23 protein-coding genes and 1 pseudogene are annotated in these 26,878 nt (G+C 40.5%); 14 read left to right on the top strand and 10 right to left on the bottom strand.

What is annotated here, in order from left to right; all coding sequences use genetic code 11:
* Positions 1 to 10: 10 nt before the first annotated feature.
* From PTRA_RS09120 to trxB, 3 genes are all read right to left on the bottom strand, one after another.
* Positions 11 to 715 carry an arginyltransferase gene (locus tag PTRA_RS09120; protein ID WP_058373543.1) on the bottom strand — a complete coding sequence of 235 codons (705 nt, stop codon included), beginning with the start codon at positions 713 to 715 and terminating at the stop codon, positions 11 to 13.
* On the bottom strand, positions 708 to 1,424 hold the full coding sequence (gene aat / locus PTRA_RS09115) for a leucyl/phenylalanyl-tRNA--protein transferase (RefSeq protein WP_011328398.1): 717 nt from the start codon (positions 1,422 to 1,424) through the stop codon (positions 708 to 710). The genes PTRA_RS09120 and aat overlap by 8 nt, the downstream gene beginning before the upstream one ends.
* A 96-nt stretch (positions 1,425 to 1,520) precedes the next feature.
* Positions 1,521 to 2,471, bottom strand: a complete 951-nt coding sequence (gene trxB / locus PTRA_RS09110) for a thioredoxin-disulfide reductase (protein ID WP_011328397.1) — start codon at positions 2,469 to 2,471, stop codon at positions 1,521 to 1,523.
* A 288-nt stretch (positions 2,472 to 2,759) separates the two neighbouring features.
* Between trxB and pssA the strand changes: the two genes are divergently transcribed.
* Positions 2,760 to 4,085: a CDP-diacylglycerol--serine O-phosphatidyltransferase gene (gene pssA / locus PTRA_RS09105; RefSeq protein WP_058373542.1), complete on the top strand. Its 1,326-nt coding sequence runs from the start codon at positions 2,760 to 2,762 to the stop codon at positions 4,083 to 4,085.
* 128 nt (positions 4,086 to 4,213) lie between these two features.
* Here pssA and ald read toward each other — a convergent pair whose 3' ends face one another.
* Entirely contained in the window at positions 4,214 to 5,335 is a 1,122-nt protein-coding gene (gene ald, locus PTRA_RS09100) for an alanine dehydrogenase (RefSeq protein ID WP_058373541.1), read from the bottom strand.
* A gap of 139 nt (positions 5,336 to 5,474) precedes the next feature.
* Between ald and lrp the strand changes: the two genes are divergently transcribed.
* From lrp to PTRA_RS09060, 8 genes are all read left to right on the top strand, one after another.
* Complete coding sequence (gene lrp / locus PTRA_RS09095; RefSeq protein ID WP_011328394.1) at positions 5,475 to 5,954, top strand: leucine-responsive transcriptional regulator Lrp; 480 nt, start codon at positions 5,475 to 5,477, stop codon at positions 5,952 to 5,954.
* 196 nt (positions 5,955 to 6,150) lie between these two features.
* Entirely contained in the window at positions 6,151 to 8,637 is a 2,487-nt protein-coding gene (locus PTRA_RS09090) for a DNA translocase FtsK (protein ID WP_058373540.1), read from the top strand.
* Positions 8,637 to 9,263, top strand: a complete 627-nt coding sequence (lolA, locus tag PTRA_RS09085) for an outer membrane lipoprotein periplasmic chaperone LolA (RefSeq protein WP_058373539.1) — start codon at positions 8,637 to 8,639, stop codon at positions 9,261 to 9,263. The genes PTRA_RS09090 and lolA overlap by 1 nt, the downstream gene beginning before the upstream one ends.
* Positions 9,256 to 10,599: a replication-associated recombination protein A gene (locus PTRA_RS09080; RefSeq protein WP_058373538.1), complete on the top strand. Its 1,344-nt coding sequence runs from the start codon at positions 9,256 to 9,258 to the stop codon at positions 10,597 to 10,599. The genes lolA and PTRA_RS09080 overlap by 8 nt, the downstream gene beginning before the upstream one ends.
* The gene (gene crcB / locus PTRA_RS09075; protein ID WP_058373537.1) at positions 10,592 to 10,972 is read left to right on the top strand and encodes a fluoride efflux transporter CrcB; all 381 of its coding nucleotides are present in this window, start codon (positions 10,592 to 10,594) and stop codon (positions 10,970 to 10,972) included. The genes PTRA_RS09080 and crcB overlap by 8 nt, the downstream gene beginning before the upstream one ends.
* A gap of 8 nt (positions 10,973 to 10,980) precedes the next feature.
* On the top strand, positions 10,981 to 12,285 hold the full coding sequence (gene serS / locus PTRA_RS09070; RefSeq protein WP_058373536.1) for a serine--tRNA ligase: 1,305 nt from the start codon (positions 10,981 to 10,983) through the stop codon (positions 12,283 to 12,285).
* A gap of 479 nt (positions 12,286 to 12,764) precedes the next feature.
* Positions 12,765 to 14,006, top strand: coding sequence for a hypothetical protein (locus tag PTRA_RS09065; RefSeq protein ID WP_058373535.1), 1,242 nt, complete (start codon positions 12,765 to 12,767; stop codon positions 14,004 to 14,006).
* Between the two features lie 172 nt (positions 14,007 to 14,178).
* The gene (locus tag PTRA_RS09060) at positions 14,179 to 15,510 is read left to right on the top strand and encodes a PIN-like domain-containing protein (protein WP_058373534.1); all 1,332 of its coding nucleotides are present in this window, start codon (positions 14,179 to 14,181) and stop codon (positions 15,508 to 15,510) included.
* A gap of 45 nt (positions 15,511 to 15,555) precedes the next feature.
* Here the strand turns inward: PTRA_RS09060 and PTRA_RS19425 are convergent.
* A pseudogene (locus tag PTRA_RS19425) lies at positions 15,556 to 15,798 on the bottom strand (IS110 family transposase); the annotation flags it as partial.
* A gap of 105 nt (positions 15,799 to 15,903) precedes the next feature.
* Here PTRA_RS19425 and PTRA_RS19255 point away from each other — a divergent pair.
* Positions 15,904 to 16,137: a hypothetical protein gene (locus PTRA_RS19255; RefSeq protein WP_237113444.1), complete on the top strand. Its 234-nt coding sequence runs from the start codon at positions 15,904 to 15,906 to the stop codon at positions 16,135 to 16,137.
* 75 nt (positions 16,138 to 16,212) lie between these two features.
* The gene (locus tag PTRA_RS19340) at positions 16,213 to 16,338 is read left to right on the top strand and encodes a hypothetical protein (protein WP_257720823.1); all 126 of its coding nucleotides are present in this window, start codon (positions 16,213 to 16,215) and stop codon (positions 16,336 to 16,338) included.
* Between the two features lie 248 nt (positions 16,339 to 16,586).
* Here the strand turns inward: PTRA_RS19340 and PTRA_RS09050 are convergent, their stop codons facing one another.
* Entirely contained in the window at positions 16,587 to 17,777 is a 1,191-nt protein-coding gene (locus tag PTRA_RS09050) for a PQQ-dependent sugar dehydrogenase (protein WP_058373533.1), read from the bottom strand.
* Here PTRA_RS09050 and PTRA_RS09045 point away from each other — a divergent pair.
* A complete protein-coding gene (locus PTRA_RS09045) occupies positions 17,762 to 18,202 on the top strand; it encodes a hypothetical protein (RefSeq protein WP_058373532.1) in 441 nt (146 codons plus the stop codon). The genes PTRA_RS09050 and PTRA_RS09045 overlap by 16 nt on opposite strands.
* Positions 18,203 to 18,668: 466 nt before the next feature.
* Here the strand turns inward: PTRA_RS09045 and PTRA_RS09040 are convergent, their stop codons facing one another.
* The 4 genes from PTRA_RS09040 to PTRA_RS09025 form a co-directional block, all read right to left on the bottom strand.
* A complete protein-coding gene (locus tag PTRA_RS09040) occupies positions 18,669 to 19,868 on the bottom strand; it encodes an Nramp family divalent metal transporter (protein ID WP_058373531.1) in 1,200 nt (399 codons plus the stop codon).
* A gap of 303 nt (positions 19,869 to 20,171) precedes the next feature.
* The gene (locus tag PTRA_RS09035) at positions 20,172 to 21,434 is read right to left on the bottom strand and encodes a valine--pyruvate transaminase (protein WP_058373530.1); all 1,263 of its coding nucleotides are present in this window, start codon (positions 21,432 to 21,434) and stop codon (positions 20,172 to 20,174) included.
* Positions 21,435 to 21,570: 136 nt separating this feature from the next.
* The gene (locus tag PTRA_RS09030; protein WP_058373529.1) at positions 21,571 to 22,230 is read right to left on the bottom strand and encodes a glutathione S-transferase; all 660 of its coding nucleotides are present in this window, start codon (positions 22,228 to 22,230) and stop codon (positions 21,571 to 21,573) included.
* Positions 22,231 to 22,243: 13 nt separating this feature from the next.
* Positions 22,244 to 24,547 (bottom strand): peptidase U32 family protein, encoded by a 2,304-nt coding sequence (locus PTRA_RS09025; protein ID WP_058373528.1) that lies wholly within the window; start codon positions 24,545 to 24,547, stop codon positions 22,244 to 22,246.
* A gap of 463 nt (positions 24,548 to 25,010) precedes the next feature.
* Between PTRA_RS09025 and PTRA_RS09020 the strand changes: the two genes are divergently transcribed.
* Together PTRA_RS09020 and PTRA_RS09015 are read left to right on the top strand one after the other, a co-directional pair.
* A complete protein-coding gene (locus PTRA_RS09020; protein WP_058374575.1) occupies positions 25,011 to 26,090 on the top strand; it encodes an endonuclease/exonuclease/phosphatase family protein in 1,080 nt (359 codons plus the stop codon).
* A 234-nt stretch (positions 26,091 to 26,324) separates the two neighbouring features.
* Positions 26,325 to 26,744 carry an MAPEG family protein gene (locus PTRA_RS09015; protein ID WP_058373527.1) on the top strand — a complete coding sequence of 140 codons (420 nt, stop codon included), beginning with the start codon at positions 26,325 to 26,327 and terminating at the stop codon, positions 26,742 to 26,744.
* The last annotated feature ends 134 nt before the right edge of the window (positions 26,745 to 26,878 follow it).

Raw genomic sequence — 26,878 nt, 5'->3', positions numbered from 1 at the left:
TTTTTGCAAATTAAATAGTCAACCACTGGTCTTTGACTTGTTTTTGCGCCGGTAAAAATTGCGTTTTGTAGTTCATTTTAGGGCATTCGTCTATTTGGTAGCCCAAGTACACATAGTGCTTATTTTGCGCTTTAGCAAATATTAGCTGCTGTAAAATCATCACAGTGCCCAAACTATACTGCTCATAGTCGGGGTCAAAAAAAGTATAAATAGCTGAAATAGCCTTGTCCATACAATCAGTTACAGCAACTGCAACTAAATTATCTTGATCCCAAAGCTCTATAAAAGTGATGTTTAACCAACTGCATAATAAAAAACTCTGAAACTGTGTTTTATCAGGAGGATACATACTACCGTCTTGATGGCGCAAACTAATATATTTACTGTACAGCGCGTAGTATTGCGGGCGCTCTTGATTAGAATATTTAACCTCAAAGCGTGTTTTTGCTTTGTTTAGTTTACGTTTGTGCGATTTTGTCTCAATAAACTCTTGTACTAATACACGTACAGAGCTACATGCGCTGCAAGTTGGACAGTGTGGGCGGTAAATTTGGTTACCGCTGCGACGAAAACCTAACGCCAGCAAAGACTCAAACTTATCGCTGCTGTAGCAACTTGGATCAAGAATGACCAATAACTGCTCTTGGCGGTTGGGTAAATAACTACAAGCAAACTCTTGGCTTAAACCAGCGCGTGCAGGAATATGTTCATTCATAAATAGCGTTAAGCTCCTGTGGTATCCACATAGCAGGGTCTACTTTATAATTTTGCGCTGCGTGTAGTTTAGCTAAAAATGCAGGGCGTGGGATCACTGTTGCTCCTAACGACATTAAATAGGGGTTTTCGAGCTGACAATCAATAAAATGCGCGTTATGGCGCTTAAGCCAATTAACTAACGCCCACATAGCCAGCTTAGAGCAGTTTGTTTGATGATGAAACATTGACTCGCCACAAAACACACCGTTTTGCATAATGCCATATAAGCCACCTGCAAGCTCTCCCTCGCGCCACACTTCTACACTATGGGCAATGCCTGCGTTGTGGGCGTTAATGTACGCAGTGAGCATGTCAGAGGTGATCCACGTACCATCGGTATCAATGCGTTGCTCGCAGCATGCTTCAATTACTTCAATAAAGGCATTATTAATAGTAACGGTGACCGGGTGCTTTTTTAAATGCTTGCGCAGGCTTTTACTAATATGAAAATTATCGAGCTCTACAATGCCGCGCTCGCTGGGCGACCACCACATTATTGGCTCGTCTTCGCTAAACCACGGAAATATACCATTATTATAAGCGTTACTAAGCCGTGCTAAACTTAAATCGCCACCAATAGCGAGTAAACCGTCGGGGGAGTCGAGTGCGCACTCTATAGGAGGAAATGCTATATCGGTATTACTTAGCTGGTACAGCTGTTTTTTCATACAATACTTCAATAAAAACGAATAACAAAAGTGTAACTATAATTTAGGCATAAAAAAAGGCTGATTTATCAGCCTTTTTACTAAACACTTAACTGCTTATAGATTATCTAAAAAGCGCTCAGCATCTAATGCTGCCATACAACCTGTTCCGGCTGAAGTAATTGCTTGGCGGTAAATATGATCCGACACATCACCAGCAGCAAATACGCCTGGTACGCTAGTTTGTGTAGCGTTGCCATTAAGGCCCGACTCAACAATTATATAGCCGTCTTTCATTTCTAGTTGGCCAACAAACATATCGGTATTTGGCTTATGGCCAATAGCAATAAATACGCCCGCTAGGTCTAATTCTTCGGTTGCATCAGAGTTTGCATCTTTAATACGCACACCGGTAACGCCCATTTGGTCACCTAATACTTCGTCAAGCGTGCGGTTGTAGTGCATTACTACATTACCGTTTGCTGCTTTTTCAGCTAGGCGATCGGCTAATATTTTTTCACTACGGAAACTATCACGACGGTGAATTACATGCACTTCATCGGCAATGTTAGATAAGTAAAGCGCTTCTTCAACAGCTGTGTTACCGCCGCCAACAACCGCTACTTTTTGTCCTTTATAGAAAAAACCATCACAGGTCGCACACGCAGATACGCCACGGCCTTGAAAATTTGTTTCTGACTCTAAGCCTAAGTACTTAGCAGACGCGCCTGTTGCAATAATTAGTGCGTCACAGGTGTAAGTGCCTTGGTCGCCAGTTAAAGTGAAAGGGCGTTTAGACACGTCTACTTTATTTATGTGATCAAATATAATTTCAGTTTCAAAGCGCTCAGCATGCTCTTTCATACGATCCATTAACGCAGGACCAGTTAAGCCATGCGCATCGCCAGGCCAGTTTTCTACTTCGGTAGTGGTTGTTAATTGGCCACCTTGTTGCATACCAGTAATTAATACCGGGTTTAAATTTGCGCGGGCTGCGTAAACTGCGGCAGTGTAACCAGCGGGGCCTGAGCCTAAAATAAGTAACTTACAATGTTTTGCTTCAGTCATGGTTTTTTCCTAAACGTTTAATTCACTCTGTAATGCGCTCGATTCTAAGAAAAACAAGCAGGAAGTAAACAAAATCCGTGATTAATTTTTTTAACAAATTTTAAAGCTGTGCAATATTGTGTACTTAAAATGGAGTAATTTATGTCTAATAAGTAAAATTAGTTCAATAAACAGACTAATACGCAACAAAACTGCGTTAATTCATGACCGGTTTGATTTTTTTTGATATGTTTTACCTAATTTTGATTTGTCACTGAAAGATTATGTGACCTAAGTGAATAGGCAACTATGTTATTTTGGCAGGAAAAACCCGCATTTGGGTTGACTTCAAAAGACCTTAACGTCTTAACCAATGCGCAAGAGTACCGTACGCAATTGCTACGTTTAATTGCCAACGCAAAAAAACGAATTTATATAACCACGCTTTATTTACAAGATGATGAAGCAGGACGTGAAGTTTTAGAGGCACTGCACCAGGTGTCATTAGCCAACCCTGCACTTGAAATAAAAGTGCTGGTAGATTTTCATCGCGCGCAACGTGGCCTTATTGGCGCCGAAAAATCTGAGGGGAATGCCAGTTTATATTGTGATTACCTCGAAAAGTTTCAATCGAACGTGCAGGTATATGGCGTACCCGTAAAAGCGAAAGAGTTATTTGGCGTATTGCATTTAAAAGGTTTTGTAATTGACGACACCTTGCTTTATAGCGGCGCGAGCATAAATAATGTGTATTTAGAGTATAACGACCGTTACCGCCTCGATCGTTACTTTTTAGTTACGCAAAACGCGCTGTGCGATGCTGTAATAGACTTTATTGAAACAACATTACTTAGCTCAAATGCAGTGCCGCGTATTGATAGCCGCCCGTTGCCAAAGCTTAATGATTTTAGATTAGATCAAAAGCAATTAATGCGTGATTTAAAAACAGCAAGGTATAACAGCGCCGAGCTGCATAATACTCAGCCCTTAGGTATTCGTTTGTTTTTAGGATTAGGGCGACGCAATAACGAACTTAATCGTTTAATTAAAACTATGTTTGACGCCACCGAGCAAGAGCTGGTGTTGTATACGCCTTACTTTAATTTTCCGGCGCCATTAATGCGCTCATTACGCCGGCTATTAAAACAAGGTAAGCAAGTTACTATTGTAGTGGGCGATAAAACCGCTAACGACTTTTATGTACCGCCTAGCGAGCCATTTAGTAAAATAGGCGCGTTGCCGTATTTATACGAAACTATTTTGTATAAATTTGTTAAAACACAAAAACGCCACATTGATAACGGTAATTTAAACGTTTATTTATGGAAGCACGACAGTAATTCGTTTCATTTAAAAGGCATTTGCTCAGACAGAAAAGTACATTTACTCAGCGGTCATAACCTTAACCCACGGGCGTGGGGACTAGATGTTGAAAATGGTATTTTAATTGAAGATCCACAGCAAACAATAATGCAAGATATTGACAACGAAAAGCAAGAAATCCTACAACACTGTCGCCGTTTAACTGGCCCAGATGATTTAGAAACCATGGACGATTATCCGCAAGCGGTTAAAAAGTTACTTGGCCAAGCAAAGCGTGTAAAAGTAGATTTTATAATTAAACGCTTTATATAAAGTAATTGGTATAAATTTAAATCTATACAATAAAAAAGCAGCTTAATAGCTGCTTTTTGTTTGCACTAATGTTTACTCTAAAGTTTAAAGCACTCAAGTAAGTTAATGCTTGAGTGCTTTACGCTAAATTAAACGTTTTCTAGCGCAGTGCGAGGATCAACATATTCCATGTTAAACGCTTCTGCTACTTCTTTGTAAGTTACTTGGCCTTTAATAACATTTAAGCCTTTTAAGAAGTGAGCGTCGTCAAGCAATGCCTTTTTATAACCTTTGTTTGCAAGGTTAATAATAAACGGCAAGGTTGCATTGTTAAGTGCAAACGTAGAAGTTCGTGGCACAGCGCCCGGCATATTAGCAACACAATAGTGAACAACGTCATCAACAATGAACGTAGGATCTGCATGCGTAGTTGCTTTAGAAGTAGCAATACAACCACCTTGGTCAATTGCTACATCAACAATTGCAGAGCCTGGCTTCATGGCTTTAATGTGTTCCGCAGTTACTAGTTTAGGTGCAGCTGCACCTGGAATGAGTACACCGCCAATTACTAAATCGGCCTCTAGTACGTGTTTTTCTAGTGCGTCGGCAGTTGAGTAAATAGCGCGTACTTTGTTGCCAAACTGTGCGTCTAGTGCGCGTAATACATCAATGTTACGATCAAGTATTACTACATTTGCACCTAAACCAACCGCCATAAGCGCAGCACTACGGCCAACCATACCGCCGCCAATAATAACTACTTTAGCTGGCTCAACGCCCGGTACGCCACCAAGTAACATACCACTGCCTTTATTTATTTTTTCAAGCGCTTGTGCGCCTGCTTGAATAGACATACGACCTGCTACTTCACTCATAGGAGCTAAAAGAGGAAGGCCACCGCGAGAGTCTGTGACTGTTTCGTATGCAATACAAATTGCTTTGCTTTTAACTAGGTCTTCAGTTTGTGGTAAATCAGGGGCAAGATGTAAGTAAGTGAAAAGAATCTGATCTTCGCGCAGCATGGCACGTTCAATCGCTTGTGGCTCTTTTACTTTAATTATCATCTCGGCTTTTGCGAATACATCAGCAGGTGTTGCTAAAATTTCAGCACCGGCTTGTACGTAATCATCGTTAGTAAAGCCAATGCCCATACCCGCATCTGTTTCCACTAATACTTGGTGGCCGTGATTAACGAGCTCACGAACACTAGCAGGAACCATACCTACGCGGTATTCATGGTTTTTAATTTCTTTAGGTACACCTATAATCATAATTTTCGCCTTGTTAGAACGGGATAAGTTTTTTCACTATTATATTCATGTGTTGCCAGTGTGTCTTACCTTTTTTTTAACATATTATAGTGATAATATCTGCTTTTGGCTTTTAAACAGAATAATAAACTAGGTGAGTATGCATACACTATTAGATAGAATAGATCGCAAAATATTAGTGGAATTACAACAGGATGGGCGGCTATCTAATGTGGAACTGGCCCGACGAGTTGGCTTAAGTGCGACACCGTGTTTAGAGCGTGTAAAAAAGTTGGAGCGAGAAGGTTATATACTTGGTTACAAGGCAGTGGTCGATCCGGCTAAGCTTGGCCAAGGTTTATCGGTATACGTTGAGGTAACTATTACTAAAACATCGGCAGATGTATTTGACGAATTTAGTGCCGCAGTTAAAAAGCATAACGAAATAATAGAGTGCCATTTAGTATCGGGTAATTTTGACTTTTTACTTAAAACGCGGGTAAACGACATGTCTGAGTACCGAGGAGTACTGGGCGATATACTCTTAAAGTTACCCAATGTTAGCGAAAGTCGTACTTATGTAGTAATGGAAGAAGTAAAAGGCGAGGAAGGCGTAATTATTCGCCCCTATGTTGCTTAAGCTGATTTACAATATGTGTGTTATTTACAGGCTAATATAGTAATTTATAATTAGTTTCGCATAATATAAGTTTAAATTATAAAAACTTGTTCATAATCAGGCCATCAAGGTTAAGATAAAGTGCAACAAAATACATTTCCTGCTAAGGTATTCCACTGCTAAGTGAGTGTAAAATAATAAAGAGGAATAGGGAATTATGCGCCTAAACGGTGTGCAAAGGCTATTAGAAACAGGGCTGATAATCAGCACTTTTACAGCAATATTTATTTTATGTGCCTTAATCAGCTTTGATCCGGCGGATGCTGCATGGTCGCAAACTAGCTTTAGCGAAGTAAAAAACATTACTGGCGCTGCAGGTGCCTGGATTGCTGACATATTATTACTCACTTTTGGCTGGTTGGCTTATTTAGTACCGGCCGCAATTCAGATATTTGGCTATTTACTATTTAAACAACCGCACCGAATTTTACAACTCGACTACACCACCTTAGCATTGCGTGTTATTGGTTTTGCTTTATTTATTACCTCAGCCACCGCTATTAGCAGCATTAATTTTGATGATATTTATAACTTTTCATCAGGCGGGGTAGTGGGCGATGTAATTGAATCGGCAATGATGCCGGCATTTAACTTTACCGGTACTTCAATATTATTATTGTGCTTCTTTTTTGCCGGTTTAACATTATTAACGGGCGTATCGTGGGTTGATTTTGTTGATTATTTAGGTGATTTAATCGTCCGTTTTTATCGTTACACAAGCAATTATATAAAAGGCTGGTTAAACCGAGAGCGTTTAGCGGGTACTGATAATCAGCAAATAGACGCACAATTTGAACCAGACACCGACGAGCAAGCCGATGAAACAAATACTAAAAAAGTAAATAAACAAAAATCAATTAACAAACCGCAAACGCCATTTAATGAGCCGCAAATTAGCGACGAATTTATGCCGTTTGACGAGCTTGACGACATACTCGATCAAGAAATTGGCTTTAGCGCCATAGATGACGATCCAATGGATACAGAAGCTGCACTTAATGCACTTGATCAGAGCCCAGTAGTAGAGCCTGAAAAGCCAGTAACTACGGTAGTATCGCCAGCTAGGCCAATGAACAAGCCAAAAGCTGCGTATCAGCCGCCACCAACAGCCAAAGAAAAATTTGAACAATTACTTAATCAAGAGCCGCCACTGGGGCCATTACCATCGCTTGATTTACTCGACAGACCCGACAAAGCTAAAAATCCTATTTCGCAAGAAGAGCTCGATACAGTATCACGACTAGTAGAGACAAAACTGCTCGACTTTAACGTACAAGCAAAGGTTGTAGCAGTATACCCAGGGCCAGTTGTTACACGCTTTGAGCTAGATTTAGCACCCGGTATAAAGGTGTCTAAAATTACCGGTTTAGCAAAAGATTTAGCCCGTTCGCTTTCAGCAATTAGTGTACGTGTGGTTGAGGTTATTCCGGGAAAAACCTATGTAGGCATAGAGCTGCCTAACAAGTATCGCGAAATAGTGCGTTTATCAGAAGTAATAAACGCCCCTAAATTTGAGCAAAACCCATCGCCACTCACCATGGTATTAGGTAAAGATATTGCAGGGGAGCCGGTATGTGCCGACCTTGGTAAAATGCCGCATTTACTGGTAGCCGGTACTACAGGCTCGGGTAAATCAGTGGGCGTTAATGTCATGATAGTAAGCTTACTGTACAAATCGGGTCCTGACGATGTACGTATGATCATGATTGACCCGAAAATGCTTGAGCTTTCGGTATACGAAGGTATTCCGCATTTATTGTGTGAAGTAGTTACCGACATGAAAGAAGCCGCTAATGCACTGCGTTGGTGTGTAGGCGAAATGGAGCGTCGTTATAAGCTAATGTCGGCGTTGGGTGTACGTAACTTAAAAGGTTACAACCAAAAGGTGCTTGAAGCCAAAGAAGCGGGCTACCCAATAATGGACCCATTATTTAAAGACACCGATGGCATGAAAGATGGCCCAGATGAGCTTGGAAAACTACCTAGTATAGTGGTAGTAATTGACGAATTTGCCGACATGATGATGATTGTAGGTAAAAAAGTAGAAGAGCTAATTGCCCGTATTGCGCAAAAAGCACGTGCCGCAGGTATTCATTTAATACTGGCAACACAGCGCCCATCGGTAGACGTAATTACCGGTTTAATTAAAGCAAATATACCAACGCGTATGGCGTTTCAGGTATCGAGTAAAATAGATTCGCGCACTATACTTGACCAACAAGGTGCCGAAAACTTACTAGGTATGGGTGATATGTTGTATTTACCGCCAGGTACAAGTGTTCCTGAGCGTGTGCATGGCGCGTTTGTAGACGACCACGAAGTACACGCGGTAGTAAACGACTGGAAAGCCCGTGCTAAACCAAATTACATAGACGAAATACTCAATGGCGACGCGAACGAGGATATTTTATTACCGGGTGAAGCCAGCGAAAACGCAGATGAAGAAAACGATCCGCTGTACGACGAAGCCGTGTCGTTTGTAATTGAAACCGGTAAAGTATCGGTGTCGTCTGTGCAACGTAAATTACGTGTTGGCTATAACCGCGCAGCACGCTTAGTAGAACAAATGGAAACATCGGGTATCGTGAGTTCAGCTGGCCACAATGGCGCTCGCGATGTATTAGTACCTAATGGAGCAAATTAATGAAAAAACTTAACACCTTATTATTAGTACTTGGCAGCTTAGTTGCTACGCCAAGCTTTGCAGACGACAGCCAAGCATTACAAGATCAACTCGCATCGCTAAAAAGCTTTAAAGCGCAGTTTGCGCAAAAAGTAACAGACAAACAAGGCCAAGCAGTAATGCAAGGCGAGGGCACAATTGCCCTGCAACAACCTATGATGATCCGCTGGCAGCAAACCAATCCAGACGATACATTATTTGTATCAAATGGTGATAAAACATATTACTTCGACAGCTTCGCCGAGCAAGTAACTATTATGCAAACTAGCAGCCTTATAGATTCAACGCCGTTTGTGTTACTTACGTCAAAAGATCCAGCGCAGTGGGAAAAATACAGCGTAATGGCCACAAATAGCGGCTTTAGCGTAACGCCAAACAAAGGCGTAGAAAGCCAAGTAGAGCAGCTAGATATAACCTTTGCTGGTAACGAGCAAGGTTTGGCTAAATTAGTGGTAACCGATAATTCAGGGCAGTTATCGTCGTTTACTTTTAATGATGCACAAGTTAATACGCCGCTTGATAAAAGTACCTTTGAATTTACGCCTCCAGAAGGTGTTGAAATAGACGATCAGAGTAACGGTGAGTAACTTAGGATTTAACTTTGGGCCCGATGTACGCCCACTCGCAGCGCGTATGCGCCCAACAACCCTTGATGAATATATTGGTCAGCAGCACTTACTCAGCGCCGATAAACCACTGCATCAGGCAATTGTTGCAGGGCGCTGTCATAGTTTAATACTGTGGGGCCCGCCGGGCGTGGGTAAAACAACGCTCGCGCAAATAATTGCTAATCATGCCGATGCTGCGCTTATTCAAATGTCGGCAGTTACTGCAGGCGTTAAAGACATTCGCGACAGCGTTACGCAGGCGCGCGAAAACCTACAAAGCCGTGGCCAACGTACCTTAATGTTTGTTGACGAAGTTCACCGTTTTAATAAATCCCAGCAAGATGCATTTTTACCGCACATAGAAGACGGCACCTTTATATTTGTAGGTGCAACCACCGAAAATCCCTCGTTTGCACTTAACAACGCTATTTTGTCGCGTGCCCGTGTGTATGTTTTAAAATCGCTTGCCGATACCGATCTATACACAGTAATAAATCGCGCACTCAAACAAGACGAACAATTAAGCCAAAAGCACATAGTAATTGCCGACAACGCAAAAAAAGCACTGTGCCAAGCAAGTGGTGGCGACGCGCGCAAAGTACTTAACTTACTAGAGCAAGCGGTTGATTTAACCACAGAGCAAAACGGCCAATACAATGTAGACGAGCACGTACTTAGCCAAGTGCTGCCCACACATTTAGCTAAATACGATAAAGGCGGCGATGAATTTTACGACTTAATATCGGCCTTTCATAAATCGGTACGAGGCAGCTCCCCCGATGGCGCGCTGTATTGGTATTGCCGTATTTTAGCCGGTGGTGGCGACCCTTTATATGTAGCTAGGCGCTTACTTGCCATTGCCACAGAAGACATAGGCAACGCCGATCCGCGCGCTATGGAAGTGGCGCTAAACGCATGGGATATTTTTCAGCGAGTTGGCCCAAGCGAGGGCGAACGCGCAATTGCCCAAGCCACACTTTATTTAGCCAGCGCACCTAAAAGTAATGCGGTGTATATGGCGTTTAATCAAGCCAAGGCCGATGCTCAAAACGAGCCAAGTTACCCAGTGCCAGAGCATTTACGTAATGCGCCAACCAACTTAATGAAAGACTTAGGGTATGGCGCTGAGTATCGTTATGCGCATAACGAAGAAGGCGCTTTTGCTGCCGGAGAGAAGTATTTACCACCAGAAATGCAAGGTAAGGAATATTATTTACCGAGCGATCGTGGCCTTGAGCAAAAAATTAAGCAAAAGCTCGATTACTTAAAAGAGCGCGACGCGCAAAGCCCACTTAAACGATACGAAAATGATTAAACTTTATATGATGATCGCCCTTGGCGGAGCCTCAGGGGCGTGTTTACGGTTTTTTATTAGCGAAAGCATGCTAAAACTCCTCGGTAGGGGATTCCCTTTTGGCACGTTGGCGGTTAATATTCTGGGTTCATTGTTGATGGGTATTTTGTACGGTTTGATAGATAAAGAAATTATCGCCGCAAGCCCTGCTAAAGCCCTTATCGGGATTGGCTTTTTAGGTGCATTAACCACCTTTTCAACATTTTCAATGGATTCGCTGTTGTTGTTACAACAAGGTCACTTTATTAAAATGGCCCTCAATATCATCTTAAACGTGATGGTGTGTATTTTTATGGCTTGGCTGGGCCTTCAGCTAGTAATGCAAAAAGGTTAAAAACTAACATGTTAGATTCTAAATTTTTACGTCAAGATATCGAACAAACGGCAGCACGCTTAGCGGCTCGCGGTTACGAACTCGATGTAGCGACGGTCACGGCACTTGAAGAAAAACGCAAAACATTACAAGTAAAAACGCAAGAACTTCAAAGTCAGCGTAATGCAAGCGCAAAAGCAATTGGCCAAGCTAAAGCCAAAGGCGAAGACGCTCAACCGCTACTAGATGCAGTTGCTAACTTAGGTAGCGAACTAGACGCAGCAAAAGCGCAGCAAGATGTAGTATTAGCCGCAATTAACGACATTGCCTTAGCAATCCCAAACTTGCCAGACGAATCAGTACCTGCAGGTAAAGACGAAGACGACAACGTTGAAATACTCACGTGGGGCACACCTAAAAAGTTTGATTTTGACGTTAAAGATCACGTTGATGTAGGCCAAGACTTAAACGGCTTAGACTTTGAAATGGGCGTTAAAATTAGTGGCGCACGCTTTACTGTAATGCGCGGCCAAGTAGCGCGTATGCACCGTGCATTAACGCAATACATGCTAGATACCCACACAGACAAAAACGGTTACACAGAAATGTACGTACCGTACCTAGTAAATAGCGCAAGTCTATACGGCACTAGCCAATTACCTAAGTTTGCGGGCGATTTATTCCACACACTAGGCCTTGTAAACGACGATGGCGAACAGCAATCAGGCTTTAGCTTAATCCCTACAGCAGAAGTGCCACTTACCAACAGCGCACGCGATGAAATTTACGACGAAAGCGATTTACCAATTCGTTTAACCGCGCACACGCCATGTTTTAGAAGTGAAGCCGGCAGCTATGGTCGCGATACTCGCGGCTTAATTCGCCAGCACCAGTTTGATAAAGTAGAACTTGTACAGCTGGTAAAACCAGAAGACTCAATGGCAACACTTGAAGAGTTAACAGGTCATGCGGAGCAAATACTACAAGAGCTTGAACTACCGTACCGCAAAGTAATTTTATGTATGGGCGACATGGGCTTTGGCTCAGCTAAAACCTACGACTTAGAAGTATGGTTACCAGCGCAAAACACCTACCGCGAAATTTCATCATGTTCAAACATGGTAGATTTTCAGGCACGTCGTATGCAAGCACGTTTTCGCCGCGAAGGGGCTAAAAAGCCAGAGTTACTACATACACTAAATGGTTCAGGCTTAGCCGTTGGCCGTACACTCGTAGCCATACTAGAAAACTACCAACAAGCAGATGGTTCAGTAGTAGTACCAGAAGTATTACGCCCATATATGGGTGGCCTTGAAGTGATTGGTAAGCAATAAAACTTAAGTTTTAAGTCTGGTTTTAGGCTTATGAGCTTAAAAAGAAAGCCGCTGTTTGTAATAAACAGCGGCTTTTTTATTATAGGTTAAAAGTAAAAAGGTTCAGCTAATATGTAGGGCGTGCTTTAGCGCGTTACAGTTCTTTGCCAAAAAATATGCGCCTGTCCTTGTTACGACTTTTTATCTGTTACGGGGTCAAGTGAATGCGTAATGGCAACTGTATTGCCTTGTTCATAATATAGAAAAGCTGCAAAACACGATGCATTAAGAGGGGGAAGCTCTTTTAACCTCAATAAAGCCGCTTAAACACCAGTAATTCCTTCCAGAATACCAATTAAAACAACATCAAACTCCCACTTTATATTCTGCATAAATAAGTAATCGATTGAACCAAAATAGGAACTCAGCTATGGTTTGTTTATGAATAAAAACAAAAAACGAGTTAATCTACAGGCTCGTTATAAGCTACTGGAGCTGAGATGAGTCGATACGGGCATAATTATTTTGTAGCCTTTTATGAGTTAGATGGATTTGGCGTAATCGAAGGCAGGAAGGAACAAGCCCTTCAAGCTATAAAGGGCCAGACTGACGATTACATTCTGAATGTAAACAAGACGGAATACCTTGATCATTTGGGTTCGGAGTTTTCAATGCAGCCATTGGAAATTCATCAAGAGCAACTATCGGTTTCTGTTGAAGAACGGATGATTCCTGCCAAACGACATCCCAGTTCATACTGGGTGGACAATGGAAAATCCTATCCAAAAGATGTGTACACCTTCCACCTGCCGTTTTCTGGGGATGCTCAGTTGCTCAAGGTTCGTGCAAGTACATACAGCATGTCATCTCCGCGTATTCAGACTGATGGTCGGGAAATTCAGTTTGAAATTATTAACTTTAACCAAGAAGCGGAAGCGATAAAGCGCGAGGCTGATAATGTTGTGGCGCAGTTAACGTCGCAAAACCAGAATCTTACGAACGATCTAGTAAGATTCAACGGGTCGTTGGAGTCACTGTTGAGCAAAGCATTCGATGCACGAAAAGAACAGTTGTTAAAGAAACATGACGTGATTTCGGCTTTGGGTATTCCTGTTCGAAAAGCTCACAGCACACCTTCTACGTTCTCAGTTCCAGCTAAACGAACCCCAGCCATACCAAGCAAGCCCAAGCCCGAAGTTACTGCCAAAGGCTATAAGCCGGAACCAACTCTTGATAACGCAATTTACCATCAGATTCTCAAAATTATCCACGATGTTGGCAAGCAATTTGAGCGGTTGCCGAGTACATACGCTGGAAAAGGTGAGGAACATCTTCGTGATCATATGCTTCTGATTTTAGAGCCAAATTTTGAGGGTTCTGCAACGGGCGAAACATTTAATAAGAAAGGTAAAACAGATATTTTGCTTCGTCACGAGGGCTCAAATGTGTTCGTGGCCGAATTGAAATATTGGCATGGGAAGAAAGGCTATCTCGAAACAATAACTCAGTTGCTTTCGTATCTCACTTGGAGGGATTCAAAGGCAGCAGTGGTTATGTTCATATCCAACAAGGAGTTCAGCCCCGTCCTCGAAACTATTCGTGAAGTTACTTCAGAACATCCGAATCATTTGGGATTTGTCAAAGAGGTGGAAGAAGGTTGGTATCAGTATCGGTTTCACATTAATGATGATTCAAATCGAGAAGTTCATATTGCTATCCAAGCATTCCACTTGCCGCGGTAAGGTTGCTTATAACAAGTCGTTGCAGCGGACATTTGAGGGACCACCCAATTTTGCTGCCACAAAAACAGGTGTCGCCTCAAATGCCGCTGAACACAGACGTTAGACTTACAGACACAATTAACAACATCCCTCAGCATATTTATTTAAAAGCAGAACTAATTTAGGACAATGAATGAAAGATATATTTAAAGGGTTTTACAATATTGATAGTGCTGTATTGGAAGAGTTATGGAAGGATGAAAAAACTATTTTTGTTTTTGATACCAACGTTCTACTTAATTTATATGGATATGCTAAACAAACTAGGGATGACTTCTTTAGTATCCTTGATGCTGTTAACGATAAGTTATGGCTCCCGTACCATGTAGGCTTGGAGTATCAAAGACGTAGATTAAGCATAATTAAAAATGAAAAAGTAGTTTTTAATGATATTGAAAGTAATTTAGGTAAAATTCAAAAAGTTTTTAAAGGGGATTTCGAAAAACTAGCACTTAAACGCCGTTTCCCTAAATTGTTTGAAAATACAGAGAAACTTGAAAAAGAAATTAACAAGAGTATTTCAAATTACAAGAAGTCTGTTCAGCACTGGGATAATGAACAACCATGTGTAAGATCGCATGATGAAATAAGAGATAAACTCAATGATTTTTTCCATGAGAAAGTCGGTGAAAAACCAGAAGACCAAAAGTGGTTAGACGAACTTTACATTGAAGGAAAAGATCGATTTAAAAATAAAATCCCTCCGGGTTTTAAGGATGCAGGAAAAGGTAATGGTGATGATGAAACACACTTTTATAATGATGGCTTAAATTATGAGAGACAATATGGAGATCTTATTCTTTGGAAACAATTAATTAAGAAGTCACAGAATGATAATATTGAGAATGTAATTTTCATTACTGACGACGCGAAAGAAGACTGGTGGTACAAAATAAATTTAAATGGTAAAAAAACTATTGGTCCCCTTGCTGAGCTACAATCTGAAATATATCGAGAGTCAAATATCAAAAACTTTCATATGTACAGTACATCAATGTTTCTAGAAGATGGTAAATCAAATTTATCTATTGATGTAAGTGAAAGCTCTATCGAAGATGCTGAGGTTCAGCATCTTCAGCCAATTGGTAATGAGCCATTACAAAAAGTCCTTAACTCTTATCAAGACTCATTTGCGGGTAATGAGAAACTTCAGAGAATCCTTAACTCTTATCAAGACTCATTTGCGGGTAATGAGAAACTTCAAAGAATCCTTAACTCTTATCAAGACTCATTTGCGGGTAATGAAAAGCTACAAAGAATCCTTAACTCTTATCAAGACTCATTTGCGGGTAATGAAAAGCTACAAAAAATCCTAAATTCTTATCAAGACCCATTTGCGGGTAATGAGAAACTTCAAAAAATCCTAAATACTTATCGAGATCCCCTTACGGATAATGAGAAGTTACTCAAGATTTTCAAGGCTTATAAAGATAAAAATAAAGATGATGACTCAGGTGATGAGTAATGTAAGTCTAACAACACGCCCTGAGGTGGACAGCAAGCACTAAAGCTAACTTCCCACCGTAAATTTTAACAGCGGTGATCTCTTACTTTTCAATGCAGTTAAGTAAGTTGATTCATCGTAGGGCGTATATGTTTTCCAGCACCTAAATAGTATTCGTATCCACTTAGATGCTAATGATCTGGTGATGGTATTATGGGGTTTTCCTTTGGCTTCTTGCTGCCGATAATATGTTTTTTCCCAAAATGAATAACGCACAAATGTTTGCCTTAAAAATTTAGAAGTAAAATAGGACAGGCACAAATTTTATATACAAGAACAAATAACAGCTGGCAAAACATTATATTTATAGTTGAGCAATAGCCACCAATAATTGATTAAATAAGGGGTGTTACAATGGATAAAATGTCAGTTAACATAACGTCTAAATCTTTAGAAGCTCACCCGAAAAAACAAATTTTAAAGGTGGTGGCTGATGACGTTTCTGAAAAACAGACAGTGCAAAAGGGAGTGGCTCAAGGTGTTCAAGTAGATATATCTGAAGAGGGGGCGGAAAAAAGTCTGGAAGATAAAAATCAAGCGGCATTTCGCAAGTTATTAGGTAATGAAGATGTAGATCAAGCATCATAATCTGAAGGTGATCCCCTTGATGAACTGATTGCTGAAATACAAGAAAAGCTTGAAAAACTACTGCAAGAAACTGCATTGTTACGCAGTAAAGATGATGAAGAGTCGCAGGCAAAAGTGAAGGTGCTAGAAGCTGAAATTACCGGGCTTAACATTCAACTTATTGAATTATTAAAGCAGAAATTAGAATCGGGTAAAAACTAGGTGTAAAGCTCCTGTAATTACCTTTAATACATTTTTCGGTTACTGCATAACGCGGTAAGTCGGGTTGTTTTTAGTAAACTCATCACTTTTGTCGGATGGCGTGGCTTCGCCGCTTATCCGACTTACGTCAAAAGGTAGGTTGGTTAAGCCGAAGGCGCCACCCAACAGAGTGCTTAAACCTATTAAAGCGGCTTACTAAAAGGCGCTATCACCCTCTAAAAGCGAAGTCTCTCTAACCCTCTTGCGAACTAATTTGATTTAACCAACATCAGCTTTGCATCTTTCCCATCGGTTAATATTGCTACATTACCTTTAGTGGTTACAAACACATCTCTTAATCGGCCTGTGGCCTCTGGGAATATATGAGACTGGGTAAATTCACCATTAGCTAAATTTACAGCGTAGAGCTTTTTATCAACCAAAGTAGTAATTAACAGATGTTTTTGTAATGAGGGAAAAGCGGCGTGCTTAGAGCCGTAATACGCCATGCCTGATGGGGCGATTGATGGCGTCCAATTAACACTTGGTTTTTGCATGCCTGGGTATTGAGTAAAAGGTGAAATACGCGCTTGCGAATAATCCCTACCGTAGGTGATTACTGGCCAGCCATAATTGGTGCCTGGGCTTAAGTAGTTTAGTTCGTCGCCGCCTGCGGGGCCGTGTTCGTGGCTAATAATTTGCTGTGTATCGTAATCATATACAAGGCCTTGAGGGTTACGGTGGCCAAGTGAGTAAACAGCGTGGGCATTTGGGTTTTTATGGTTAATAAATGGGTTATCTGTTGGAATACTGCCGTTTAAGTTTATTCGTAATATTTTACCAAGCTGGCTGGTAATAACTTGTGCTTGCTCTCTAAAGTCAAAGCCATCGCCAGTAGAAAATAATAAGGTATTATTGGGTAGTACAAGGGCGCGCCCAGCGTAATGCTGTGGTGTGTTTTTATTGGTAGCTACTTTATAAATAATTTGCGGCTTTGAAAAGTCAGTGCCATTAAAGGTGGCTTTGGCAACAACAAGCCTATTTGCGTTGGCATCGCCTTGGGCGTAGGTAAAAATAATTTCTTTGGAGTTGCTATAATCTGGCGATAACACTATATCTAGCAAGCCACCTTGGCCTGCAAGGTATAAGCCCTCTAGGTTTAGTTTTACTCTTGATTGCGCATTATTTTTAATTATAACTACGTGGCCATCGCGCTCTGTAATTAACCATGTGCCGTTTGCTAGTTCAACCATACTCCACGGAGACTGTAATTGTGTGGCAAGGGTTTTTGTACTGTATTGCTTTTTTGGTAACGCAGCGCCTGCATTAACAGAAAACGCAAAAAGCGAAAGCAGGGTAAAAAAAGAGATGCATTGTTTACGGGGTAAGCCTTTGCTAGCATGGCTTATATAAGAAAAAAACTTTATTTTAAGTTGAGATAACCATGTCATTTTTAACACGTATATTGCCCTCATTTTTAGTTTCTTGGTTATTTACATTCACACTTGCTAGCTTGTTTCATAGCCAATACGTTGTCAATCAATTAGTTAATGTAGGTGTTGTAGTGGGCTTTAGCGACCGTGTTAGTTTAACACTGGATGATTGGTTGGGCTTATTACCTACCTATGGCGCTATTATCGCCATTGCACTTGCCATCGCTTTTTTAGTTACGGTGCAGCTTAATAAAAAGGTTCAAAAATACCGTACTCAGCTATTTGTTATCGCTGGCATTGTGGCGTTTGCTATGGTGTTAATTGCTATTGAGTCGATTATGAATATTCATATTATAGCGGGCGCAAGAGGCTGGGGGTTTTATACTCAATTACTTGCAGGTGCAGCAGGGGGCTATGTGTTTTCACGCTTAACAAAAACAAATATTATCTGATTTTAATTACTGCAGTATACAGGTAAGGTTTTTATTATTATGAATAAGGTAAAAGCCACTGTTTGTAGTGAACAGTGGCTTTTAAACTAGGGTCTGTTGACCTTTGCGGATTAAAATTTGTTCAAACTAGGGGCGATTTAATCACGGCGCGAGGTTTGTAACCTAGTGGGCTCGATAACTGCTCCTGCGTTATTCTACTGGCTTACATCCATGTAAGAATAAGTAAAAACCGAGCAAAGCTTCCGCGTCCTGCTCACGCCCCTTACCTACATCCATGTAGGCAACAAAGAGTCAATTGCCCCTAGGCAGAACCCTTCGGGCAGCGCATGTTTGGCATTGATGCTACGTTATCGCCTCTTTATGGGGAATAACCACACCACATAGGCTCTGCCTTGCCTAAATACCAAACACACTGCTGCAAATCTAACCTTGAAAGATAAACAGACCCTAGATGTTTTTAGTTTAATTAAAAAATCAAACTAATCAGCTTGTAGCTGCTTAAGCCAAAAATAAGCAGTAATATAGGTACAGTGATAAGATTTAATAACACTGAATTGGTGTAATTGCCCATCACCGCTTTTTGATTTACCAACCAGAGTAAGTAAACAGTAATAATAGGCAGTAATAAGCCATTAGCGGCTTGGGCAAAAATGATCACGGCAACCGGATCTAACCCCAGTGATGCAACAGCTGCGCCAAACAATAAGATAACCAATGCTACCGATTTGAAACGGCTACTTTGCATTTTGTTAGACCAACCAAGCATGCCGCAAACCGCATAGGCTCCCGCTAAAGGTGCAGTAATTGCGCTAGTTAAACCTGCAGCAAATAAACCAATAGCAAAAAAGTAATGGGCAGCGCCCCCTAATAATGGCTCAAGCTGTACTGCCATATTGGCTGCGCTAACTTTACCTGCGTCGGTACCATAAAAAGCCACCGAGGCGGTAGATAAAATAGCCAAAGTGATCACTCCACCTAAAGTGATTGATAAGCTGGTATCGATATTTGTTTGCTTAATAATTTTACGTTTATCGCTATTATTGTTGTATTTTGCTGCGAGCACTCCTGAATGCAAAAATAAATTATAAGGTACTATGGTGGTGCCAATTAGTGCTAGTACAGTGGTAACAGAGCCCTCAGGGATAGTAGGAATAAAACCCGCTAGTACTTGGCTTATAGGCGGAGCAGCCATAATTAAAGTAGAAATAAACACTAAGCTCATTAAAATTACTAATAAAATGAGCGCGTTTTCTACCACTTTATGTTTTCCGCTGTACAGTAACAATGCGCTAATAAAAGCAATGAGCGGCGTCCATATTTGCGCATTTATTGTCGGAAATATCTTTATTAAACCCATGCTAGCGCCACTAAGGTTACCCGCTTCATAGGCGGCGCTGCCCACGCCAATGGCGCTTATTACCAAAAAGCTAGCGAGCACTTTAAGCACTGGGGTATGAATATGCGCGCGCAGTGCTTGAGCAAGATCTTTGCCTGTTGCTACGCCAAGGCGAGCAGCCATAGATTGTAATAATATAGTGGCTATTACTGAAAAAAGTAATGTCCAGATAAGTGCAAAGCCAAAGTTTGCACCTGCTACGCTAGCAGTCGTTATGGTACCTGGTCCTATAAAGGCTGCGGTGACTAGTAGTCCTGGTCCTAATCGCATAATTTACCTGTATGTTGGTGTTTAAAGTGTGCACCTGTATGGGCGCGCGTTTTATTACTGCCACTTAGTGTAAGCGTTTGCAGCCTGAACAGCCTTTTATATTACCCGCTAGTAAATAGCGTGTAAAAAAGGTCGCGTAGAATAACAGTTTATATATAAATTTAAAGAGTATAGCGCGCGTTTGCACAGAAATAGTACAGTATTACAGAGGTAAATAAGCGATAAAGGCAACACTTGCTCAATAGCGTGCCGTTATAGTGAATGTTACGTTATAGCCAAGGCGTAAATAGCATAAGCATTAATTTACGCCATTAAATACTTTATGGTTTGTAAACCTTTGCGTAGTGTTGCTTCATCGGTTGCATAGTTAATACGAATACACTCGTGCTTGTGCGCCCAGCTATCGTCAATGCCAATAAAAAAGTTGTGTCCAGGAATTACATACACATCTTGCTCTTTAAGCTTTTGGTATAGCGTTTCGCTTGTTATTTTTGCATCTTTAAACCACAGCCACATAAAAAATGCGCCTTCAACTTTATGCAAGTAAACACTCATATCGGCAAATATTTCATCAAACAGTTCAATCGCTATTTGTGCTTTATTACGATAAAAAGGCAACACAACATTACGACACAGCGGCAGTAGTTCGTCGTCGTTAATTAAACGGGTAACTAAGCTTGGCCCTATACTATTTGGCGATAACACCATGCTGCCATTTACGCGGCCAATTGCTTTAATAATTTTATTGTTTGCAACCACAATACCGCTGCGTAAACCCGGTAAGCCAAGCTTTGAAAGCGACATACATAAAATTATGTTTGAGTTCCACGTTAGGTTTGCATCGGTGTAAATACAGCCCGGGAACGGATCGCCATATGCGTTATCAATAATGAGCGGAATGTTGTATTGCTTAGCAAGTAAATCAAGATGCTTTACTTCTTGGTCGGTTATTACATTACCGGTTGGATTGGTAGGGCGCGATACGCACAATGCGCTAATACTACTGTCGTTTGCTAATACTTTTTCAACCGCTTTAAAATCAATAACGTATTTAAATTGTTTTGATGTGCTACCGGTATTTAAAATTTCTATATCGGGCTTTATGGCAACAAACATATTAGCCGATAAACCTTGGTCGGCATAACCTACGTATTCTGGCGCGAGGGGAAATAAAATCTTTTTATGGCTGCCATCAGGCATTTCGCCTGCAAACATATTAAACAACACAAAAAAGTTAGCTTGGCTGCCATTGCCAAGTGCTACGTTGTTGGCGCTTATATCCCATGCATATTCTTTACTTAGTTGGCCTGCCAATGCAGCTCTAAACTCGTCGTTACCGGTTGGGCCGTCGTAAAGACCAAATACTTGCGATACTTTATTACTGGCAACGAGCTTTTGTAACTCACTTAAAAAAACCTCATTTACTTGTGGTACTAATGCAGGGTTACCGCCACCCAGCATAACAATATTAGGATTGTTACTGCTTTTAGCACTGCCTAAGTCTTCCATTAACTGAGTAATGCCGTTGGGTTGTGTAAATTTAGTGCCAAAGTTTGAGTAGTTCATAATGCATAGCGTTTGTTGGTAATGGAAAGGGCAGTATAGCGTAAATAAAGGGCTAAAATAGTAAGTTGAGAATTATTCAATGCTGAGTTTTAAAGGTTGTTACTGCAACGTCATTGCCTATAAGCATAAGCTAAAGTTAGATTTTTTTAACCCCGTATAAAAACTCTTCATTACAATCCATCCATAAATCATATTTTGTCATGACTTTGGTAAACATGGGGGCGTGCAACAATTCGTTTAACCACGCGCGTACATGTGAGTATTCGCTTTGTAAGTACCAGTGTTTATCTACGCGGGCAAACTGTCTAATAAATGGCAGCAGGGCATAATCGGCTAGGCTTTTTTCATCGCCTATTAGGTATTTATGTGCGGTTAGCTTTGCTTCAAATTGTTTAATAAATTCTTCGCAGGCTTGTTGGTAATAAATTTGTGCCATGTCTTTTGTGCGAGCATAAAATTTATATTTTTCGAGCACAGGTTTAAATTGCGTGTCGTTTAGGTTAATTAATTTAAGCATGCGCGCAAGTGCTAACGGATCGTGTGCGTGCAGTAAGTTATGCGGATCGTTTTGTTTTAAAGCCCACAGCATAATGTCTAGGCTTTCATCTATTACGTGGTTATTAGGCAGTAATAAAACAGGTACTGTGCCTTTTGGCGATATTTGTAAAAGATGCGGTGGTTTGTTTTTAGTTTTTATAGCGCGCAGCACCACCTGTTGCTCTGCCATTAAAATACCCATTCTTGCGCGCATTGCGTATGGGCAGTGTTGTAATGAATATAATAATGGCAGTGTCATGTTATTACTTACCTTAACTGTTTAGGCCTTCAAGATATTGTTGGCGTGTTTTTACTTTTACCATATTATTTAACTGATCTGCAGCGTGTGTTTGCCCGCTAATTAAATCTTGAAAATGCGCAAGTAACACGGCTTTATCTAGTTTTTCTTTATCGCCTGAGCCAATGTCGGTTAAATCAATCATAAACTCGTCAAACTTGTCGGCAAAGTCACTTACAATATCCATGTTTAAAAATTGCTCATGGTTATAAATGCTTGGGTAGCCGCCTTTTTGCTTATCGATGGCAAAGCTAATGCCTTTAACATTAGTAACGGTTGTTTCTTTTTTACAGCTCAACATACAACTTGCGTCAATACGTGGTTTTTTACAGCCTACAGTTTGTTGGAAAAAACATTGGCGGCTGGTCATCATTAGTATTGGGTGATAAATGCTGTACATCATTTTAAAGTTGTTAGGGCGTTTTATATTACGCATTTGTGGTTTGTTTATTTCGTTTGAAATAAACGCGCCTTTAGCGTTTAAATCCTCTTGTAGCGTTAATAACGCGTAAGAGTTAGTGGTATTTAATAATGGCCCTGCAATCCAGTCAATGCCCATTTGTACCGCTTTAAATGCAACGCCTGTGTTGTTACTAATAATAAGCTTAGGTTTTACAACTTCGAGTAAACGTACTGCTTCTTCAAAGTCTTTACCAATTAATACCGCCGGAAACCACGGAATTAACTGCGGGTGCGCTAAAAATACATTAATGTATTTATCGTTATCGGTTCTAAAGCTCTCTGGTAATTTAAAGTAAACATCGCCGTTTGTTAAATCACATAGGTGAACGTCTTTTATGTCCGATATTAAAATAGAGAGTGTTGTTTTGTTTTTATCAACTTTTTGATGGTTCACCAGTTTAGGCAATTCAACAGGGGCGAGTACGTCTTTGCCTTCGTTTAATAAAAACGCTACTTGCTTTTTAATGCGCGCTAGCTCTTTAAACGCAATGCTTAAGTTGTCGCCTAGGTTTGAATAATCCATATTTTTAATTTCAAAATTGGCATTACTAAAGCTTTTAAAGCGTTTATCTATAGCGGCAATATCAACAACTGATTTATCGGCGGTTTGCATAACCATTTGCGATTGCACTTCAAAGCGTTGTATTTGCTGAGTGTGCTCTGCGTTTTTATTCGATAGCGTAATATCGTTTTTATCTTTAATAATTATACTTACAGTAAATGGCTGGTTTAATTGCCCTGCAAATTCAAAGCATAGCTCACGCTTTGAAATATCTAGAAATTCAATCTTCTTTTTAACCAGCGTATCAATGTCATTTTTTTCAGCGGCGAGTTCTTGCTGTGCATCGTAAATTTGCACAACCGAAATGGCGTTACTTTTTTCGTTTGCGTGATCAAAACTATGGTCGCGCGGATTGTCGGTAAACATGTTTTTGGTCATGTCACCTTGTAAAAATTTATTAGTGAAATTACGATTAAACACTTTGTAAAGGCTTGAGTCGTCTTCAATTAAGTTACCAGTTTGTACAAAGGTATCTATTTGTTTGCGCCAGCTATCAATAACCGTATGTACGTAGTTAGCACCTTTTATACGGCCTTCTACTTTTAACGAATCAACACCTGCGGCTACCAGCTCTGGTAAATCAAAATAGGCCGAGTTGTCTTTTAAGTTTAATGGGTGTTTGTTACCCATAGCGGTTGGCTCGTATTCGTCACGGCACGCTTGCGAGCAGCGGCCTCGGTTGCCCGAGTTACCGACACTTACTGAACTTGAGTAACATTGCCCCGAAAACGCAATACATAATGCACCGTGTACAAACACTTCGGTTAATACATCGCATTTGTGCGCTACGTCGGTGAGTATTTTAATTTCGGTTAAGTTAAGCTCACGCGATAAATTTACGCGTGTAGCGCCAATGCGCGCTAAAAATTCTACTTGCGATTCGTTATGGGTAGTTAGCTGGGTAGACGCGTGAATGTGCAATGTAGGAAAGTGCTTTTTAACAATATTAAACAGCCCTAAATCTTGCACAATAATACCATCAAGCGTGGTATTTACTAATTGGTTTAACAGCTTAAACAACGCTGCCATTTCGTGCTCTAAAATAACCACGTTAAGGGTTAAAAAAATCTCACAGCCGTATTCATGGGCTAAGCGCAGTGCGCCGTTAAGCTCGTCAAACGAAAGATTAGACGCTCGGTTACGGGCATTAAAGGTATCTAAACCACAATAAACCGCATTAGCGCCGGCTACGATGGCGGCTTTTACCGCGTTTACATCACCGCCTGGGGCTAATAATTCAATCTTTCTGGTCATGACACTTTTCGCTTTATACTCATATTTAAGAGCCGCGAATTTTATATGTTTAACCAGCTGATTACTATTAAATGCCCCAGATAATCGCTTCTAAATACTAGGTCGATTTTAGCGCAGTGATACTCAAGGGTAAAAAGGAAGCTGCGGATACGTAAGCAGCTAAATTTGCAATGCTATTTTTTGATGTATGAAATTGAACTGATTTGCCATGTATCATTCCTGTTTTTATTAGTTTTATGAAATAACACAGGTTTTAAACACGACCCTAAAGCCTTAAAAACGATAAACAATAGGGTATACTGTTATTACATACTTTACGTATTTATGTAAGTAAGCAAAGGTAAGCTCAAACACATGCTCTTACATTAGGGCTGATAACTCAGCGATGCCTGTTATTTTAAAATGTACAGCAGTGGAACCTCTTTTGATAAAAAACACTCAACTAAAAATAGCCACATTTAACTTGTTTAATTACCTTGAGCCGCCTAATGCATACTATGAGTTTGAGAAAATTTATACCGCGCAGCAGTGGGCTAAAAAGCAGCAGTGGATTATTGATTACTTAATAGAGCACGCGCCTGATGTGATTGGTTTTCAGGAAGTGTTTAGCATAGAGGCGTTACAAGAATTAGTACGCGGGCAAGGCTATGAGCACTTTGCAGTGGTAGATACGCCAGAGGTGATTGACGACTTTATTTATAAGCGCCCCGTAGTGGCAATTGCAGCTAAATACCCTATTGTTGAAGTGGCTGCGGTGCAGCACGATAATGAACTTGCTGCTACCCTTGGGCTTAGTGCTGACTTTACATTTAGCCGTAAGGTATTAAGAGCCACAGTAACTTTGCCGCACATAGGTAATACCGATTGTTATGTGGTGCATTTTAAATCAAAACGCCCAATGATCGAGGTTGATGAGCACAGTAAAGCACTTACGCCCGAAAAGAACATAATTGAGATTTTAAAAGCGAATGTAGCGGGTGGTTGGGGATCAACTATTCAGCGTGGCAGTGAAGCCACATTATTAATGATACACATGATTGCGCGCCGCGAAGCGACGCAGCAGCCTATGATCTTAATGGGCGACTTTAATAATAGCATAGCCGATGGTGTGTTAAGCCATATGCTTACTAATACACTGCGTTTTGCCCCTGCTTTTGACGCTAAAACTTACCTTGCTAAATATTGTTTAAATGATGCGTGGGACTTATTTGCAAAGTCGCAATTGGCAAGTGCTGAGCCACAAACACGAACAGACGAATTACGTGTTGATGGCGATATAGCGAGTGTTGCAATTGAGCAAGGTGATATAAATGCTGCTAAGCCAGTAACGCCACGCACACCAACCCATTACTATGGCGCGAGCAGTTCAGTGCTTGACTACATTTTATTGTCTAGTGAATTTGATGCCAGCTACCATGATAGCTTTTATGAAGTAAGTGGCTATAACACTTACGATCGGCATTTAATTAACCCGGTATTTGAGCGAGACGATTTAAGTACCGACCATGGGGTGGTTATAGTTACTTTAACTTTGAGGTCGTAGGCTATAATTTTAATGAGTAATATTACTTTTACGTTTTTTAATTTAAGTATTAAGTACTTTTATGTAAAAGCGTTGGAATAAATTACTGAGTTCAAACAATAGCTTTAATTATTTATATAAATATCAAGCAATTAAACTGAGCCTAAAACTTGCCTGTTATTAATGTTACAGATCTAAAAGTTGATAATAAACAATACTTAATAAACATATTTAATAAAAACAAGGAAATAAACTATGACTAATATTGCACTTTCGGCGTATTTGGCGTTTTACCTGTATTTAATTATGTTGCTTGCACAGTGGGCGGTAGCAACTTTTAGTAAAGCAAAACAGCCTAATGCAGTGCCGGGTAAAATAAGTGACGACTTATCGCATGATAGTTTTATATTTAGAGCACACCGTACTTTTCATAATACCCTTGAAAATAGTGCGCTATTTATAGGAACAGTGTTGTTTGCTTTTGTAATAAATTATCAAAGCCCAATATTTGCACTATGTGTATGGATATACGTTATTGCGCGATTAATTCATATGGTGCTGTACTACGCAATTGCTACCAATAAAAACCCTAGCCCGCGTAGCTACTTCTTTTTAATTGGCGTACTTGCCAATATTGTGATGCTAGTAATGATAGGTTTAAGGTTAATTGCCTAATATAAATAATAGAATGTACAAAACAACAATTAATAATTAACAATTAACCAAGAGCGAAGTTGCTTACATAGCAACTTCGCTTTTTTGTAAACTACTTCCGCAGCACTAAATAAAAATAATATAACCAGTTGAAT

The sequence above is a fragment of the Pseudoalteromonas translucida KMM 520 genome (assembly GCF_001465295.1).
Lineage (GTDB): Bacteria > Pseudomonadota > Gammaproteobacteria > Enterobacterales > Alteromonadaceae > Pseudoalteromonas > Pseudoalteromonas translucida.
This window is presented reverse-complemented; position numbering and strand designations above follow the sequence as displayed.

Bases quoted from the DNA above. Each gene is read 5' to 3' on its own strand.
- PTRA_RS09120 (WP_058373543.1), bottom strand. From the start codon at position 715: ATGAATGAACATATTCCTGCACGCGCTGGTTTAAGCCAAGAGTTTGCT.
- aat (WP_011328398.1), bottom strand. From the start codon at position 1,424: ATGAAAAAACAGCTGTACCAGCTAAGTAATACCGATATAGCATTTCCT.
- trxB (WP_011328397.1), bottom strand. From the start codon at position 2,471: ATGACTGAAGCAAAACATTGTAAGTTACTTATTTTAGGCTCAGGCCCC.
- pssA (WP_058373542.1), top strand. From the start codon at position 2,760: ATGTTATTTTGGCAGGAAAAACCCGCATTTGGGTTGACTTCAAAAGAC.
- ald (WP_058373541.1), bottom strand. From the start codon at position 5,335: ATGATTATAGGTGTACCTAAAGAAATTAAAAACCATGAATACCGCGTA.
- lrp (WP_011328394.1), top strand. From the start codon at position 5,475: ATGCATACACTATTAGATAGAATAGATCGCAAAATATTAGTGGAATTA.
- PTRA_RS09090 (WP_058373540.1), top strand. From the start codon at position 6,151: ATGCGCCTAAACGGTGTGCAAAGGCTATTAGAAACAGGGCTGATAATC.
- lolA (WP_058373539.1), top strand. From the start codon at position 8,637: ATGAAAAAACTTAACACCTTATTATTAGTACTTGGCAGCTTAGTTGCT.
- crcB (WP_058373537.1), top strand. From the start codon at position 10,592: ATGATTAAACTTTATATGATGATCGCCCTTGGCGGAGCCTCAGGGGCG.
- serS (WP_058373536.1), top strand. From the start codon at position 10,981: ATGTTAGATTCTAAATTTTTACGTCAAGATATCGAACAAACGGCAGCA.
- PTRA_RS09065 (WP_058373535.1), top strand. From the start codon at position 12,765: ATGAGTCGATACGGGCATAATTATTTTGTAGCCTTTTATGAGTTAGAT.
- PTRA_RS09060 (WP_058373534.1), top strand. From the start codon at position 14,179: ATGAAAGATATATTTAAAGGGTTTTACAATATTGATAGTGCTGTATTG.
- PTRA_RS19255 (WP_237113444.1), top strand. From the start codon at position 15,904: ATGGATAAAATGTCAGTTAACATAACGTCTAAATCTTTAGAAGCTCAC.
- PTRA_RS09045 (WP_058373532.1), top strand. From the start codon at position 17,762: ATGTCATTTTTAACACGTATATTGCCCTCATTTTTAGTTTCTTGGTTA.
- PTRA_RS09040 (WP_058373531.1), bottom strand. From the start codon at position 19,868: ATGCGATTAGGACCAGGACTACTAGTCACCGCAGCCTTTATAGGACCA.
- PTRA_RS09035 (WP_058373530.1), bottom strand. From the start codon at position 21,434: ATGAACTACTCAAACTTTGGCACTAAATTTACACAACCCAACGGCATT.
- PTRA_RS09030 (WP_058373529.1), bottom strand. From the start codon at position 22,230: ATGACACTGCCATTATTATATTCATTACAACACTGCCCATACGCAATG.
- PTRA_RS09025 (WP_058373528.1), bottom strand. From the start codon at position 24,547: ATGACCAGAAAGATTGAATTATTAGCCCCAGGCGGTGATGTAAACGCG.
- PTRA_RS09015 (WP_058373527.1), top strand. From the start codon at position 26,325: ATGACTAATATTGCACTTTCGGCGTATTTGGCGTTTTACCTGTATTTA.